Below are 16,820 nucleotides of genomic sequence, written 5' to 3' on the forward strand. Positions count from 1 at the left end.
TTACCGCACAATTACCGCCGCGCTTTCCACCACAGCACCGCAATCGCCACGGCGAAAATCGCACCGAATCCCACGCCGGTTGCCACCGCAGGTGCGCCCAGCTTAATCGCCACGGTATACAAACCCAGCATCAGCAGCATCGCGCTGTTTTCACCCAGATTTTGCACCGCAATCGCGTTACCCGAACCCACGGACGCTTTACCACGCTCCTGCAGCAGCGCATTGAGCGGCACGACAAAGAAACCACCCAGCGCACCAATCAGCATCAGCACCAGATAGGCATTCAGCAAACTCTGTTGCAACGCAAACACGACCACCATCACGCCAATCAACACGCCCGCCGGCATACAGCGGCGCACGGTTTGCAGCGTCACCAGTTTTGCCGCCGCAGCCGCACCGATGACAATGCCAATCGCCACCATCGCATTCAGCGTGGTTGGGGTTTTATTATCGCTGATGCCGAGCGCCACCGGCACCCACAGCACCAGCAGGAAGCGCAGCGTCACGCCCGCGCCCCAGAACAAACTGGTGCCGAGCAGCGAGAAACGCGTCTCGCCGTTGCGCCACAACAACTTGGTCGCCGCGATGAAACTGCGCAGCATCGCGCCAAAATACCAGCTCTGTCCCGGACGCGCCGCCGTCAGGCGCGGAATAAAGAGGTTCGCTACCACCGCCATTGCGTACGTCATGGCACACACCACCAGCGCAGCCACCAGGTTCCAGTCCGCCAGAATACCACCCGCTACCGAACCCAGCAGAATCGCCGCAATGGTCGACCCTTCCATTAAGCCGTTAGCTTTTACGAGGCGTTCCCCGCGGGTGATTTCCGTCAGGATGCCGTACTTCGCCGGCGAATAGGACGCCGCACCAATCCCCACCAGCGTGTAGCCAAGGAACGGATTGAAGCCGAAACAGATAATCAGCGCCCCCAGCAGCTTGAGGCTGTTGGCGAACATCATCACCCGACCTTTAGCAAAGCTATCCGCCATCTGCCCAACAAACGGCGCGAGCAGAATGTAAGTCGCCACAAACAGCATTTGCAGGATCGGCTGACTCCAGTCCGGGTAGAACTGATTTTTCAGCAGCGCCAGCGTGGCAAACAACAGCGCGTTGTCGCCAAATGCCGAGAAGAACTGCGCCACAATCACCGCCAGCATATTCCGTGACATTAGCGGTGCATCCTTATTTAACGCCTGGCTCATGCCTGCTCCTGTTCCGCCAGCTGCTTGAGGCTGACATAGTCCGGTTTGCCGCTGCCCAGCATCGGCAGTTGTTTCATGATGCGGATATCGCGCGGCACCGCCAATTCCGGCGCACCGATCTCACGCGCCGCTTTCAGCAAGGTATCGCGAGCTAATTCGCTGTCGGTGGTGAACAGCACCAAGGCTTCACCGCGATTACCGTCCGGACGCAGCGACGCCGCATGCTGCTTCTCATGGGAGGCTTTCAGCGCAATCTGCTCAACAATCTCCAGCGACACCATCTCACCGGCAATTTTTGCGAAGCGTTTCGCGCGGCCCTGAATCTGGCAGAACCCGCCTTCATCAAAGCTGACGATATCGCCGGTGTCGTACCAGCCTGCCTCCATCTCACCTTCGCCGTTATCCGCTACCGGCACTTCCAGCACGCCAGGATTCTCGACGCGCAGATAACCGTTCATCACGTTCGGCCCGCGCAGCTGCAGGCGACCACCCTGCTCAATGCCCGGCACGGAAATCAGACGCGAATCCATGCCTGGCAGAATGCGGCCCACCGTGTGATTTTTCGCCGCCATCGGCACGTTGATCGCCACCACCGGCGCGCACTCCGTTACGCCGTAGCCTTCAAGAATACGGATGCCGTATTTCTCCATATAGACCTGACGCGTCGCTTCCTGCAGCTTCTCTGCACCGGCCACGACATAGCGCAGACGCGCAAAATCATACGGGCTGGCGAAACGCGCGTAGTTGCCGAGGAAGGTCGAAGTGCCAAACAGCACGGTGCAGTTCCGGTCATAAACCAATTCCGGCACGATGCGGTAATGCAGCGGGCTCGGATAGAGAAACACCTGCGCACCGGTCAGCAGCGGCGTAAACAGGCCAACGGTCAAACCAAAGGCGTGGAACAGCGGCAGCGCCGACATAAAGCGATCGCGCGGGGTGAAATCCGCCACGGTGCGTATCTGCTCCACGTTGGCCAGCAGGCTTTTATGTGAATGCACCACGCCTTTGGGATTGCCTTCCGAACCGGAGGTAAACAGCACCATCGCCGCCTCTTCCGGCTGCTGAGGAACCTGCGCGCGGCGCGGCATCAGCAGATGCGCCACAATCCACAGTTTGTCCTGCAGCGTAACGGTATCTTTCAGATCTTCCAGATAGATCCACTGCACCTCGGTGAGTCCCTGCGGCAAGTGCCACAGGTTGCCTTTTTCGAGAAACTGGCGCGAGGTAAAGACGGTTTTCACCTGCGAAGCGGTCAACGCCGCACGCATGCCATTCACGCCTGCGGTGTAGTTAAGCATGGCCGGAATCCGTCCGCGCAGCGACGCACCGAGAATCGCCGCCGCCGTCACCGTGGCGTTCGGCAGCAGCAGACCAACATATTCGCCCTGTTTGCTGTAGCGCTCCAAAATGCGACCCACGCCGAGCGCTTTTTTCAGCAAACCGGTGTAGCTATCCGGTTTGAAGTTGACGTCTTCAATGCAAGGCTTCATCACCCCATAACGCTGACGTGCATTGAGGAAGGCCTCAAACAGCGTTTCACGAGGACGCACTGCCATGCGTGCTTCCATCATCACATGGTGCAAGTGCTCACCCGCCAGCGTGCGCCGATCGCGCGCACGTTTGGCTTCGGGCATTGGAATGATGGTCGCTGGCAGCACCGTCAAGGTGATGCGCGGGAACAGACGGCGTTTAAACACGCCCGCCAGGCGACCAAACGGCGTATATTCCGCGCCTTCGATACGCATCGGCACCACGGTGGCACCGGATTTCGCCGCCACAAAGCCGGCACCGCTGTAAATCTTCATCAGCGAGCCGGTCACGGTGATGCGCCCTTCAGGGAAGATCACCACCGGACGTCCTTCATTGATCATCCGCACCAGATGCTTGATCGACATCGGCTTGGTGGGATCGAGCGGAACGAAGTCGATAATCGGCTTCAGCAGACGCATAAACCATTGGTCGCTAATCGACGAATAGACGGCAAACACCGGTTTAATCGGCAGAAATAGCGCCAGTAACACCCCATCCAGGAACGACATATGATTGGGGGTGATCAGCACTTTTTCTTTATGCAGTGCCGCGAGGTCGCCCCGCAGTTCCACACGCCACAGCAGGCGGAAAAGGAAACGGAAGAAGGTCAGTAACATGCCAGCTCCTTAGCATTCGCAAAAATGGCTCTTACGATGCAGGATCCGGGGGGCTTCGACAAGTGTCGGGATGATTTTCGTAGATTTTGACATTTTTCAGGAGACAAATTGCGCCGCGGTAGCATGTACATGTAGTGTTCGCGGCGCAAAAGTTCACTTAATTTCAACCTATCATTCGCTCGTTCCATCCGTCTTTGTACTGAATGTTTCCATCAACGTGCTTCCACGTTATCGTTTCATAACGCATTTCGATATTTTCCATATGTGTACCCGTTACGCCCGTTGGTAAAAGTGATGGCGTAATACTGGTGATTTTTACGTTTTCGAGCAGAATATTAAAATATTCAGTTTCAATCCCCGCCTCTGTGATTTTGTACATTTTTATAGTGGCCGATTTTAGCGTTCTCCCTTGACAAAGCGCTCGAAACAATAGTGGAGTTGTCCGGTCAAATTCCTTTTGAAACACGATGGGGGTATGTACTCTCGTGCCTGTGAGTTTCCCATAATGTGCATCCACAGGAATCGTGACGTTATGCGTTAATGTCCGCATTTCTATCAAGCCTAAACGCGTCGGCATTAAGCATTCACCGATGATGGGTGAGCCGTTTTCGTCTGTTAACCATATGTGTGCCGGTGTAGACATAATTAAAATCCTTTTAAATTTAACGAGGGCGATTAAACCAGATGACAAAAGCGAAAGTTAAAACTATGACAATGCCTGTTGCTTGTAGGGCATAAGGCCGAAAATAAGTCACGGCAAAAGCTCCAAATGCAATAATAAAAATAAGTGGAATATAACCCCAGAAGAAGTATGAAGCCTGAGCTTTTACCCATTGTTTTAAGAAGTTCAGCATAATTAATGCACCATGTTTATTATGGTGCTAACAACATTATTATCGAATGCATGCGCTTTCATAAATAGTGGTTCAATAAGAAAATACATCATATCGAGTTTCTGCAGAGACAGCGCGTGATAATACATGGGAGACAGTGACTGGAGCCGTTCAGCACTTTCTGCTGCATGCTGAACTATGCCGTACAATCCCAGCCCAGTTACAGCAAGCGTTGTTGCTTTACCTGTCCATTTGAAAATCGTAGTGCTGAGACTGGTGCCAAGGCAAACTGTCGTCGTTATTCCAATAACAAACGCCTGATTGTTTAAAGCACTGGCTGAAATCACCACGCCAGCCTTTAATAGCTTTGATTTAATGACTTCGAGCTGGCTACGACTTTTGAATCTAAAAATATCTTCGAAATAGATATGCAACATTCTGTATATAATGTCACGGTGTTTAACAAGCTCTGCGACACCATCAAGAAATCTAAGGTCCTCTTCTTTTAATCGGGCGCAAACATCCTGATAATTATCAGTAAAGCATGATATGTAATACGACAAGCGGGTTGCACCATCACCGATTTTATTGGCCTGCTCAAGTACCACTCCTTTTACACCAGATAATGCTTTTTCAAGTTGGAGTGCCATCAACTTCTCAGCCTGAATACCGTATATTATCGAGTCACTGTGATACATACTTCGTCCTTGCGGTTAATAATCGTCCTGATGCAAAAAAAAATATCATGAGACCATTTAAACTGTAAGGTTAATTTTCGGGACACAGTCCGCACTTTCTAAATAGAGTCGCCATCTGTTACGTAATGTTCGTCAGTTAAGCGTAGATCGGTCGCCATTCATGGCGACCGGGTTTACGGCGAATCGGCCTGCCATCCGCCACCCAGCGCGGCGATCAGACCAACGCTGCTGACCCATTGCGTGCTCTGCAGCGACAGCAAACTCTGCTGCGCGCTCAGGCTGCTGTTTTCGGTGGTGGCGACGTCGAGATAGTCGATCATTCCGGCGTCATATTGATTGCGCGTAACGCGCGCCGATTCCTGCGCCGCATCGGTAGCGCGCTGCTGCGAGGCAATTTCGCCCTGTAAGGTGTTCAGCTGCACCAGATAATCTTCCACTTCGCCCATGCCCGTCAGCACCGCCTGGCGATAGCTGGCAACGCTGGCGTCATAGGCCGCACGCGCCTGATCGACCTTCAACGAGGTGGCACCAAAATCTAATAGCGTGCCGCTCAGTTCCGGCCCCAATGACCACACGCGGTTGGGCAGCGAGAACAAACTGTTAATCGCCGATGAACTCACACCGCCGCTGGCGCTCAGCGTCAGGTCGGGATAGTAACCGGCAATCGCCACGCCCACGGCGGCATTCGCAGCAGCCACGTTGCGCTCGGCATAGGCAATATCAGGACGGCGCTGCAGCAGCTGCGAAGGCAGGCTATTCGGGATAGCAGGTAACGCAGCATCCAGCTTCGCCACCGGCAAAGAAAAATCAGCCGGTGCGCGGCCCAGCAGCAGCGCAATCGCGTGCTCCATTTGCGCACGCTGCCACTGATAATCCTGCGCCGAGGCGCGGGCGCTCTCCAGCTGCATCTGTGCCTGCGCTAAGGTGGCGCGCGATTCGCTCCCCGCCGCGTATTTGTTTTGAATGACCGTCAAATAGCGCTGATAGGCAGCGATACTGCGCTGATAGAGCGCGATTTTTTCGTCAATAATGCGCAGCTGGAAATAGTCCTGCGCCAGTTCGGACTGCGCGCTCAGGGTGATATTCGCCAGCTCGGCTTTGCTGGCTTCAGCGCTGGCGTTGTTCTCCTCCAGCGTGCGGCGCAGTTTGCCCCACAAATCCAGCTCCCAGCTGGCGTTGAGATCGGCGGCATGGCTGTTGCTGACGCTGCGTTGCCCGCTGGTGCTGGCGCGGCTGCCGCTGCGCGTGCTGCTGGCGTCGTAGCCAACGGATGGCAACAGCGCGGCGCGTGATTGCGAGGTAAGCGCCTGCGCTTCACGGTACTGCGCGGCATAGTTGGCAACGTTCTGGTTGGAGATGCTCACCTGCTTCAGCAGGCTATCCAGCGTGGCATCGTGATACACCTGCCACCATTCGCCTTTGCTGTCTGCATCCTGCGGCGTCGCCTGCTGCCAGCCTTTGGCTTCTTTAAAATGGGTCGGCATCGCCAGGTTTGGGCGTTGATAATCGGGACCAACGGCGCAACCGGCCAGCATCAGCGCCAGCACAACGGGCGTAATTTTCAGGGACATTTTCATCTATCGGGTTTCCACATGACGCAACCGCCGCCACTGACGTTGCGTGGCGCGGCTCAAACCATCGAGCCAGAGATAAACAACCGGCGTAGTAAACAGCGTCAGCAATTGGCTCAGCGCCAAACCACCGACAATCGCCAGCCCAAGCGGGCTACGCAGATCGGCATCGCCGCCGCTGCCCAGCGCCAACGGCAGCGCGCCGAAGAAGGCGGCTAACGTGGTCATCATGATCGGACGGAAACGCATCAGGCAGGCTTGGGTGATCGCCTGCTGCGGCGACATGCCCTGCGTGCGCTCGGCGTGAATGGCAAAATCGATCATCATGATGGCGTTCTTTTTCACGATACCGATCAGCAGGATGATGCCGATCAACGCGATCACCGTGAGCTGCGTATTGGTGAGCAGCAGCAGTAACAGCGCCCCAACGCCCGCCGACGGCAGCGTTGAGAGAATGGTGATGGGATGGATGTAGCTCTCATACAGCACGCCGAGCACGATATACACTGCCGCCAGCGCCGCGATAATCAGCCACGGCATCGTGGCGGTGAGTTGGGTAAATGCGGCGGCGGTGCCAGCAAAGCCAACCTGAAGGGTGGACGGTAAACCGATCTGCGCCATCGCCTGTTTAATCAGCGCCTGCGCCTGCTCCAGCGACACGCCATCATTGAGATTGAACGCGACGGTGCTGGTGGCCGATTGCCCCTGATGTGCCACCGACAGCGGCGCGTTGCCGCCTTTGAAGCTGGCGAATGCCGCCAGCGGCACGCGATCGCCGCTGTCATTAATCACATACAGCTGCTGGAGAATGGCCGGATCGCGCGTGTAACTGTCCTGCAGTGACATCACTACGTGATACTGATTGAGCGTGTGATACAGCGTGGCGACCTGGCGCTGGCTGAAGGCGTTATTGAGCAGGGTGTCAAGCATCTGCACGTTAACGCCCAGTCGTGTGGCACGGTCGCGATCGATAGTGATCACCACTTCCTGACCGCCCGTTTGCGCATCGGAATCCACACTGTTGAGCTGCGGGATCGCAGCCAGTGCCGCCTGCACTTTTGGCGTCCAGCTGCGCAGCAGATCGAGATCGTCGGCCTGCAAGCTGTATTGATAGGTGGCGTTGGCGCTGCGTCCGCCGATATGCAGATCCTGCGCCGCCATCAGGAACATCTGCGCCCCGGCAATATGACTGGTTTTCATACTCAGCCGGTTCGCCACTTCGGTGGCGGTGGCATCGCGCTGGTCAAAATCCTTCAGCCGTACAAAGAAGTTGGCGCTGTTGCGCGAGCCGAACATGCCGCTACCCATCGACGACATCACGCTCTCCACCGCCGGATCGGACTGGATGATGTGGGTGAACTGCAGCATTTTCGGCTTCATCGCCTGGAAGGAGATGTTTTGGTCAGCGCGCAGCGCGCCCATCAGCAAGCCGGTATCCTGATTGGGGAAGAAGCCTTTCTGCACCACAGAAAACAGAAATAGATTGAGCAGCACGGTCAGCACCAGGCTGAACATCGTCAGCTTTTGGTGCGCCATCACCCAGGTTAATCCACGCGAGTAAGCCGCCAGCAAAGCGTTAAGTTGGTTTTCGATAAACTGATACAGCGGATGCGGGCGTTGAGTGACTGTTGGCTTTGGCTTGAGCAAGCGCGCGCACAGCATCGGCGTCAGGCTGAGCGACACAAACATTGAGATCAGCAGCGACACCGTTAGCGTCACGGCAAACTCGCGGAACAGGCGTCCGACGATGCTGCCCATCAGCAGAATCGGGATGAATACCGCAATCAGCGACATGGTCATCGACAGCACGGTAAAACTCACCTCCTGCGCACCCCGCAGCGCCGCGCGCAGCGGGCTGAGTCCCTCTTCGATATGGCGGGTGATATTTTCCAGCACCACAATCGCGTCGTCGACGACAAAACCGGTGGCGATAATCAGCGCCATCAGCGACAGGTTATCGAGGCTGTAGCCAAGCAGATACATCACCGCGCAGGTGCCGACCAGCGATACCGGCAGCGCCAGCGCCGGGATAATCACCGCCTGCACATTACGCAGGAACACAAACACCACGGCGATCACCAGCAGCATCGCCACCAGCAGCGTCTCTTCGGTGTCGTACAGCGAGGCGCGCACCGTCGGCGATCGATCCACCACCACTTTCAGCTGGGTATCAGCGGGCAGATCTTTTTCCAGCGCCGGCAGCTGCGCTTTAATGGCATCAATGGTGTCGAGCATGTTGGCACCGGCCTGGCGCTTAATCCCCACCATCACCGACGGCATGGAATTGAGGAAACCGGCCTGATACTGATCTTCGACCGAATCGTAGACTGTGGCGACATCGTGCAGCCGCAGCGCTTTGCCCTCTTTATAAGTGACGATCAAATCCTGATACTGCGCGGCCTTATCCAGCTGGCCGTTGCTGTCCACCACCCACGACTGGCTGCTGCCCTGCAAAATGCCCTTCGGCTTATTGGTGGTGCTGTTGGCAATGGCGCTGCGCACCGTATCCAGCGAAATGCCGTATTGCGTCAGCTTCAGCGGCTGCAGATCGATACGCACCGCCGGTAAGGCGCTGCCCATCAGCGACACTTCGCCGACGCCCTTCACCTGGCCCATCGCCTGCTCAATTTTGCTTTCTGCCAGATCGTAGAGTTCGCCCGGCGTGCGCGTGGCGGACGTCAGTGCCAGCATCACAATCGGCGCATCCGACGGATTGGCTTTGCGGTAAGTCGGCAGCGACTCCATGGCGCTCGGCAGCAAACTGCGTGAAGCGTTGATCGCCGCCTGCACGTCACGCGCCGCGCCGTTGATGTCGCGATCGAGATCAAACTGCAAAATCACGCTGGTCGATCCCTGCGAGCTGCTAGAGGTCATCTCGGTAATACCGGCGATCTGCCCCAGCGAACGCTCCAGCGGCGTGGCGACGGTGGCCGCCATGGTTTCCGGGCTGGCACCGGCCAGGCTGGCGCTCACCATAATGGTGGGGAAATCCACTTGCGGCAGTGGCGCTACCGGCAGCAGCCGATAGCCCAACGCCCCCAGCAGCAGGATCGCCAGCGTCAGCAGCAGCGTGGCAACGGGACGGAAAATAAACAGCCGGGTTAAGTTCATCGATCGCCCCGCGCCTGCTGCTGCTTACGCTGCATGTAGCGCTTGCCGCGCTGCGCGATGCCATCAAACCACAGGTAAATCACCGGCGTGGAGAACAGCGTCAGCACCTGGCTGACGATCAACCCGCCAACAATCACCAGGCCAAGCGGCTGGCGCAGCTCGGCACCGGAACCGGAGGCCAGCATTAGCGGCAGTGCGCCGAGCAGCGCCGCCATGGTGGTCATCAAAATCGGCCGGAAGCGCAGCAAACACGCCTGATGAATCGCGTCACGCGCGCTCATGTGCTGTTTGTTTTCCGCCTCTAGCGCGAAGTCGATCATCATAATTGCGTTCTTTTTAACGATACCGATCAGCAGGATCACGCCAATCAGCGCAATCAGGCTGAACTCGCTACCGGCCAGCAGCAGCGTCAGCAAGGCGCCGACCGCCGCAGAAGGCAGCGTCGAGAGAATGGTCACCGGATGAATAAAGCTCTCATACAGAATGCCGAGCACCACGTACATGGTAATCAGCGCCGCCAGAATCAGCCACAGCGTGTTGCCGGTAGCGCTTTGAAACGCCGAGGTTTCGCCCTGATAACGCAGGGTAATGCTCGACGGCAGATTGAGCTGCTGTGTGACCTCGGTAATCGCCTTCTGCCCATCCTCCAGCGAGTAACCGCTGTTGAGGTTGAACGACACCATCACCGCCGGGAACTGGTTGAGGCGCATGTGCATCAGCGAACCGGTGCGCTGATGAATGGTGGCGATTGACGTCAGTTTCACCATGCCGGTCGTTGTGCTGGTGTCATCCGAGGAAGACGACGTGCTGCTGTCGTCGCTGGATGAAGTGCTGCTGCTTACCGGCAAATAGACATCATCAAAGGAGGCGGGAGATTGCTGATACTGCGGCGCCACTTCCAGCACCACGCGATACTGATTGGCCTGGGTAAAGATGGTGGAGACCAGTCGCTGACCGAAGCTGTTGTACAGCGCGGTATCCACGTCGGCGGCGGTAATGCCGTAGCGCGCCGCTTTATCGCGATTCAGCTCGACGTAGGCCACGCGGCCCTGATCCTGCAAGTTACTCACCACGCCGTTAAATTCCGGGCGCTGCTGCAACGCGGCCACCATCTTCGGCGTCCAGCTCACCAGGTTTTCGCTGTCGGCATCATCCAGCGTGAACTGATACTGGCTCGGCGACACCTGATCGTTCACCGTCAAATCCTGCGCCGGTTGCAGATAGAGCTGAATGCCCGCCACCTGCTGCGCCGCCTGTTGCAGCTGTTTGATCACCACGTCGGCTTTGTCATCGCGATCGTCAAACGACTTGAGGTTGATCTGGATGCGCCCGCTATTCAGGCTGGTGTTGCTGCCATCAATGCCGACGGTTGAGGACAAACTCTCTACCGACGGATTTTGCAGCATCACCTTCGCCAGCGCCTGCTGCCGCTTCGACATCTCACTAAACGACACATCCTGCGACGCCACCGTCACGCCCTGAATCAGGCCAGTATCCTGCGACGGGAAAAAACCTTTGGGGATGGCGATGTACAACAGCGCGGTGAGCGCAAAGGTTGCCAGCGCCACCAGCAGCGTCAGCTTCTGATGGTTCAGCACCACCGTCAGCAGGCGGTCGTAACCGCGCACCAGCTTGTCGAACACCTCGCCGCCTTTGCGCGAAAAGCGCGACTGTTTTTCTGGCGGAATGTGTTGCAACAGATAAGCGCACAGCATTGGCGTCAGCGTGAGTGATACCACCATCGACACCAGAATCGATACTGCAAGAGTGATGGCAAATTCGCGGAACAGCCGCCCGACCACATCGCCCATAAACAGCAGCGGAATCAGCACCGCAATCAGTGAGAAGGTCAGCGAGATGATGGTGAAGCCAATCTGCTGCGAGCCTTTCAGCGCCGCCTGCATCGGCGTTTCGCCCTCCTCCAGCCGCCGCGAAATGTTCTCCACCACCACAATCGCGTCGTCAATAACGAAGCCGGTGGCAATGGTCAGCGCCATCAGCGACAGGTTATTCAGGCTGAAATCGGCCAGATACATCACGCCGAAGGTGCCAATCAGCGACAGTGGCACCGCCACGCTGGGAATCAAGGTCGCCGCCACATTGCGTAAGAACAGGAATGTCACCATGACCACCAGCGCTACCGACAGCATCAGCTCAAACTGCACGTCGCTGATTGAAGCGCGAATGGTTTGCGTGCGATCCGACAGAATGCTCATCTTCACGCCGTCCGGCAGCGCCGCCTGCAGCTTCGGCAGCTGCGCTTTGATGCTGTCCACCACCTGAATCACGTTGGCACCCGGCTGGCGCTGTACGCCGATCACAATCGCCGGGCTATTATTCGCCCACGCCGATTGGAAGCTGTTCTCCGGTCCCTGTTCGATATGGGCGATATCTTTCAGCCGCAGCGCCGCGCCGTTTTGGTAAGTGATGATCAGATTGCCGTACTCATCGGCGGTGCGTAGCTGATCGTTGGCATCAATGGTGACCGAGTGATATTTACCGTCAAAGCCGCCTTTCGAGCCGTTAACGTTGCTGTTGCTAATCAGCGTGTTGACGTCTTCCAGTGACAGCTTATGCGCCGCCAGCGCTTTCGGATCCATCTGCACGCGGATCGCCGGCTGATGGCCGCCCGCCAGCGTCACCATGCCAACGCCGTTAATCTGCGATAGCTTGAGCGCCACGCGCGTGTTGACCAGATCCTGCACCTGCGTCAGCGGCAGCGTGGCGGAACTCACCGCAAGGGTGATGACCGCGGTATCGGCCGGATTGACCTTTTTGTAGGTTGGCGGATTAGGCAGATCGCCAGGTAGCAAATTGTTGGCGGCGTTGATCGCCGCCTGCACTTCCTGCTCGGCCACATCCAGCGACAAATCGAGGCTGAATTTCAGCGTGACGATGGACGATCCGCTTGAGCTGGTTGAGGTCATCTGACTCAAGCCCGCCATTTGACCGAGCTGGCGCTCCAGCGGCGACGTGACGGACGACGCCATCACATCCGGGCTGGCGCCAGGATAAAGCGTGGTGACCTGAATAGTCGGGTAATCCACCTGCGGCAGCGCCGAAGTGGAGAGAAAACGATAGGAGAAGATCCCGGCGATCAGTATGCCGACCATCAGCAGAATGGTGGCGACCGGACGCTCAATAAACAGGCGAGACGGATTCATTTGGCCTCGGCGGTCGCAGTGGTTTTGCTCTCATCAGCCAGCTGCACTTTGCTGCCGTTGGTCAGGCGATCAATGCCTTCGGTCACCAGACGATCGCCCGGTTCCACCCCTTTAAGGATCGCCTGCTGATCGTCACCAAAGGTGGGGCCGGTGGTCACCGCTTTGCGCGTTACGGTGTTGTCTTTATTGATGACAAACACGAAGCTGCCGTCGCTGCTCAGCTGCAGCGCCTGCGCCGGGATCACCGTGGCATTTTTCAGGATGTGAGTTTGTAGACGCAGATTGACGAACTGGTTGGCAAACAGCGCTTCATCTTTATTGGGAAAGGTGGCTTTCAGCGCGATGGTACCGGTTGCGGTATCAATCTGGTTGCTGATGAACTTCACCTCACCCTGCGCCAGCGGCGTGATGTTGTCCTGATCGAAGGCGGTGGCGGGCAAGCTTTGTCCGTCGTGCAGCGCTTTGCTCAATTGCGGAATATTGCTCTGCGGCACGCTAAAGGTGACGGCGGCAGGCTGCATCTGCGTCACCACCACGATGCCGGTGGTATCGCTGGTTTGCACCATATTACCCGGATCGACCAGACGTAAACCTACGCGTCCGCTGATGGGCGAGGTAATGCGCGCGTATTCAATATCCAGTTTGGCGCTGGCGATCTGCGCTTCATCGGCGGCCACCGCGCCTTTGTATTGCCCGACGGTGGCAGTTTGGGTATCGAGATCCTGGCGCGACAACGAGTCCTGCGCCGCCAGTTTCTGATAGCGCACCAGCGTTAACTGCGCGCTTTTCAGCAACGCCTGATTCTGATTAAGATCGCCCTGATACTGCGCCAGTGTCGCCTGATAGCTGCGCGGATCGATCTGCGCCAGCAGCTGTCCGGCGCTGACTTTTTGCCCTTCGGTGAAGAACACGTTTTCCAGCTGACCGGCGACGCGGCTGGTCACCGTGACGCTGGCATTGGGGATCACCGTGCCGAGCGCGTTAAGATATTGCGGCACGTCGGCGGTGCTGGCGACGCCGCTGTGCACCAACGTTGCGCCGCCCATCATCGCCATGCCCGGCGGGCCGCCAGCGCCAGCGCGATGCCCGCCGCGTGCGCTTTTTTCCGCTCCCGGCGGCATCCCGCCGCGCCCGCCCACTACGCGCCAGACCACGCCAGCCACTATCAACAGCACAAGCAAAAGAAGCAGCCATTTCAGCCAGCGGAAAGACGAGGAGCGGGAAGTGTTGTTAGTCATCAGAGTCTTCAGGTTAACAAGGAAAGGGAAAATCCCCTGAAAAACAGGGGATTATTTCAAAGGGAAATCATCACTCCGCGCATTATCGGCTTAATGCCCGCGCGAATTCCATACGCGAACTGTAAGGGTTTCGTTAAGGTTGTCAGGATTGCCAACCGCCGCCCAGTATCCTGTAGAAGTGTGTAACTGGCTGCGTCGGCCTGCGCCAGATGCGGCAGCTTGTTATCCGAACTCAGCGTCAGCCACGCCGTCGCCATTTCCGCGATCAGCGAAATACATTGCGCCGCTACACATTCGTTCTTGCTTCATTGCGATTGCGCAATAAATTGCGCCGCTACAAATACGTGCTTGCTTCAATGCGTAATACATTGCGCCGCTACAAATACGTGTTTGCTTCATTGCGCAATACATTGCGCCGCTACACATTCGTGCTTGCTTCATTGCAATTGCGCAATACATTGCGCCGCTACAAATACGTGCACACTTCCGTAGCGGCACGATTCATCGCGCACTTGAATGCGCAATTACCGATAAATTGCAGGCAAAAAAAACCCACGCATCTGCGTGGGTCGGTGTAATAACAGGGTCATCGCTACCAAAGCAGCGTTGTTTTCACACCCATCAATACCTCTGGGACGTCCATACTCGCACCGATAAGCCGGTGAAAGACAGGTGCAAAAAGCAACGGTGTTTGGGGAAGTGAAACGAGGTGTGAATATTCTCCACACCGCGCTTACAGTTTTGATTTAACTAAGATTTGTCTGAGGTTGGTTTAGTGTAAATGGCATCCGGCGCCACATTCATGTGCTTTAGCACCGGCCCCATGATGTTGCCGAAGATGGGTGCCGCAACTGAACCACCAAAGTGATCGCCTGCGGTAGGATGGTTAATCATCACCACCAGCGCCACTTCCGGATGGCTGGCAGGCGCGATGCCCGCGGTGTAGTTGATATAGCCACCATCGTACTTGCCGCTGGTGCCCATCTTCTCTGCCGTACCGGTTTTGGTCGCCAGACGATAACCCGGCACCGCCGCTCTCACCCCGGTACCGCCCGGCAGCACGTCACTCTCCAGCATATGCACCACGGTTTGCACCACCTGCGGATTCGCCACCTGTTTGCCCAGCACCGGCGGCGTCACTTTGGTGATCGACAGCGGACGATAAACGCCGTACGAACCGAGCGTGGCGTATTCACGCGCAATCTGCAGCGGCGTAACGCGCAGGCCGTAGCCAAAGGCGAAAGTGGCGCGTTCGATATCCGCCCAGCGCTCGCGATGCAGCGGGAAGTAACCCACGCTCTCACCGGTCAATCCCAGCCCGGTCGGTTTACCCAAACCAAACGCCTGATAAGTGTTCACCAGCGCTTCAGCCGGCATCGCCAGCGCAATATGCGACACGCCGATGTCACTCGATTTCTGCAAGATGCCGGTCATGGTCAGGCGCGGCCAGTGGCCAACGTCGCGGATCAGGTGGCCGTTGACGCTGTACGGCGTGGTATCGATCACCGAATCAGCGCGCACCAGATGGCGCTCCAGCCCTTCCATCACCACCAGCGGTTTCACCGTTGAGCCGGGTTCGTAACTGTCGTTGATCGCCGAGTTACGCATCTGCGCCGGCGTGGCGTTTTCGTAATTGTTCGGGTTGAACGACGGATAAGAGGCCATCGCCAGAATCTCGCCGGTATCGATCTTCACCAGCACCGCTGCGCCCGAATCGGCTTTATTCAGCAGCACGCCGTCGCGCAGTTTGCTGTAGAGCGTGAACTGGTCAAACTTGTCGATGCTGAGCTGTACCGTCGGCGGCTGTTGTGGCGGTTGGTAATCGATCATTGCAATGATGTTGCCTTCACCATCCTGGCGATACACCTCTTTGCCCGGATCGCCCTGCAACACATGGTCGAAACCTTTCTCAATGCCGTTCAAGCCGTTGCTGTCAGCACCGACGATACCAATCAACGGTGCGGCTGCTTCACTCATCGGATAAAAACGGCTGTCGTTATACACCGAGCTGATACCTTTCAGTTTCAGCTCGGCGATATCTTTGGCAATGCCGAGTTCGATCTTACGGCCCAGATAGAGAAAGCGTTTTTTCGGGTTAGCGGTGATGGTCGCACGCAGATCTTCCGGACGCTGATTAAGTGCCGCCGCCAGATAGGCCCATTTGGCGCTGGTGAAATCGGGATTCGCCTCCAGCACGCGCATTGGATCGGCGATGATGTCACGCGCCGGTACGCTCAGCGCTAAGGCTTGGCCGTCGCGATCCAGCAAGGTACCGCGGTTGGTTGGCAGCGTCACGGTGCGCAACGAGCGCTGATCGGCTTCATGCTCCAGCATTGGATGCTTGATCAACTGCAGGTCACCAACGCAGATCAGCAACAGCACCAGACAGCATAAAACGCCGAGACAAATCAGGCGAAAACGAAACGGGTTAAAGGGCGCTTTTATCTGGTCTTTTCCCAGAAGTTTTTTAATAGGGGGCATGGCAATCCACTGCAATCAAAATGGTAATACCCTTCATACTTCGAGCTGTAGCTGCGTTGGCTGCGCGTGTGCACCCCAGTCACTTACTTCAGTAAGCTCCTGGGGATGAACTCATTTGCCGCCTTGCTACAGCTCGAATTATCTTGGGTATGAATGGTTTCTCTTATAAAGAAACGTAAACGCAGTTGACAGAAAAAGTGTGTTTCGATTCGTTAAGCAAAAAAAAACCTGCGCATCTGCGCAGGTCGGTGTAATCAAGAAAACTTTTTGATGTTCACCCATCAATACCTCTGGGACCCTGACTGTAGCAAGGCGGCAGGATGAGAAACCATCTCCTAAACGCAACAGTTACCCGCAAAATGTAACCAGCGGTGA

The 16,820-nt window shown here is 56.7% G+C and carries 11 protein-coding genes; 1 reads left to right on the top strand and 10 read right to left on the bottom strand.

Features of this window, described 5'->3' with window-relative positions; translation table 11 throughout:
• Nucleotides 1-11 precede the first annotated feature (11 nt).
• The 9 genes from lplT to AC6I8K_RS14995 all read right to left on the bottom strand — a co-directional run bounded on the left by lplT (nucleotide 12) and on the right by AC6I8K_RS14995 (nucleotide 13,964).
• Entirely contained in the window at nucleotides 12-1,202 is a 1,191-nt protein-coding gene (lplT, locus tag AC6I8K_RS14955; RefSeq protein WP_064738067.1) for a lysophospholipid transporter LplT, read from the bottom strand.
• Nucleotides 1,199-3,349 (bottom strand): bifunctional acyl-ACP--phospholipid O-acyltransferase/long-chain-fatty-acid--ACP ligase, encoded by a 2,151-nt coding sequence (gene aas, locus AC6I8K_RS14960; protein WP_497826968.1) that lies wholly within the window; start codon nucleotides 3,347-3,349, stop codon nucleotides 1,199-1,201. The genes lplT and aas overlap by 4 nt, the downstream gene beginning before the upstream one ends.
• Nucleotides 3,350-3,512: 163 nt before the next feature.
• Entirely contained in the window at nucleotides 3,513-3,992 is a 480-nt protein-coding gene (locus AC6I8K_RS14965; protein ID WP_497826969.1) for an Hcp family type VI secretion system effector, read from the bottom strand.
• A 19-nt stretch (nucleotides 3,993-4,011) separates the two neighbouring features.
• Entirely contained in the window at nucleotides 4,012-4,203 is a 192-nt protein-coding gene (locus AC6I8K_RS14970; protein WP_497826970.1) for a hypothetical protein, read from the bottom strand.
• A 2-nt stretch (nucleotides 4,204-4,205) separates the two neighbouring features.
• Nucleotides 4,206-4,880, bottom strand: a complete 675-nt coding sequence (locus tag AC6I8K_RS14975; protein ID WP_497826971.1) for a hypothetical protein — start codon at nucleotides 4,878-4,880, stop codon at nucleotides 4,206-4,208.
• Between the two features lie 173 nt (nucleotides 4,881-5,053).
• Nucleotides 5,054-6,457 carry an efflux transporter outer membrane subunit gene (locus AC6I8K_RS14980; protein ID WP_497826972.1) on the bottom strand — a complete coding sequence of 468 codons (1,404 nt, stop codon included), beginning with the start codon at nucleotides 6,455-6,457 and terminating at the stop codon, nucleotides 5,054-5,056.
• Nucleotides 6,458-9,562 carry an efflux RND transporter permease subunit gene (locus AC6I8K_RS14985; RefSeq protein WP_497826973.1) on the bottom strand — a complete coding sequence of 1,035 codons (3,105 nt, stop codon included), beginning with the start codon at nucleotides 9,560-9,562 and terminating at the stop codon, nucleotides 6,458-6,460.
• A complete protein-coding gene (locus tag AC6I8K_RS14990) occupies nucleotides 9,559-12,726 on the bottom strand; it encodes a multidrug efflux RND transporter permease subunit (RefSeq protein ID WP_497826974.1) in 3,168 nt (1,055 codons plus the stop codon). Before AC6I8K_RS14990 ends, AC6I8K_RS14985 begins: the two co-directional genes overlap by 4 nt.
• Nucleotides 12,723-13,964 (bottom strand): MdtA/MuxA family multidrug efflux RND transporter periplasmic adaptor subunit, encoded by a 1,242-nt coding sequence (locus tag AC6I8K_RS14995; protein ID WP_497826975.1) that lies wholly within the window; start codon nucleotides 13,962-13,964, stop codon nucleotides 12,723-12,725. The genes AC6I8K_RS14990 and AC6I8K_RS14995 overlap by 4 nt, the downstream gene beginning before the upstream one ends.
• A gap of 209 nt (nucleotides 13,965-14,173) precedes the next feature.
• Here AC6I8K_RS14995 and AC6I8K_RS15000 point away from each other — a divergent pair, with 209 nt between their 5' ends.
• Nucleotides 14,174-14,542, top strand: a complete 369-nt coding sequence (locus AC6I8K_RS15000; protein WP_497826976.1) for a hypothetical protein — start codon at nucleotides 14,174-14,176, stop codon at nucleotides 14,540-14,542.
• 172 nt (nucleotides 14,543-14,714) lie between these two features.
• Here AC6I8K_RS15000 and AC6I8K_RS15005 read toward each other — a convergent pair whose 3' ends face one another.
• The gene (locus tag AC6I8K_RS15005; RefSeq protein ID WP_497826977.1) at nucleotides 14,715-16,445 is read right to left on the bottom strand and encodes a penicillin-binding transpeptidase domain-containing protein; all 1,731 of its coding nucleotides are present in this window, start codon (nucleotides 16,443-16,445) and stop codon (nucleotides 14,715-14,717) included.
• Nucleotides 16,446-16,820: the final 375 nt, after the last annotated feature.

Source organism: Pantoea sp. X-Soil-ISGK-421, assembly GCF_059730785.1.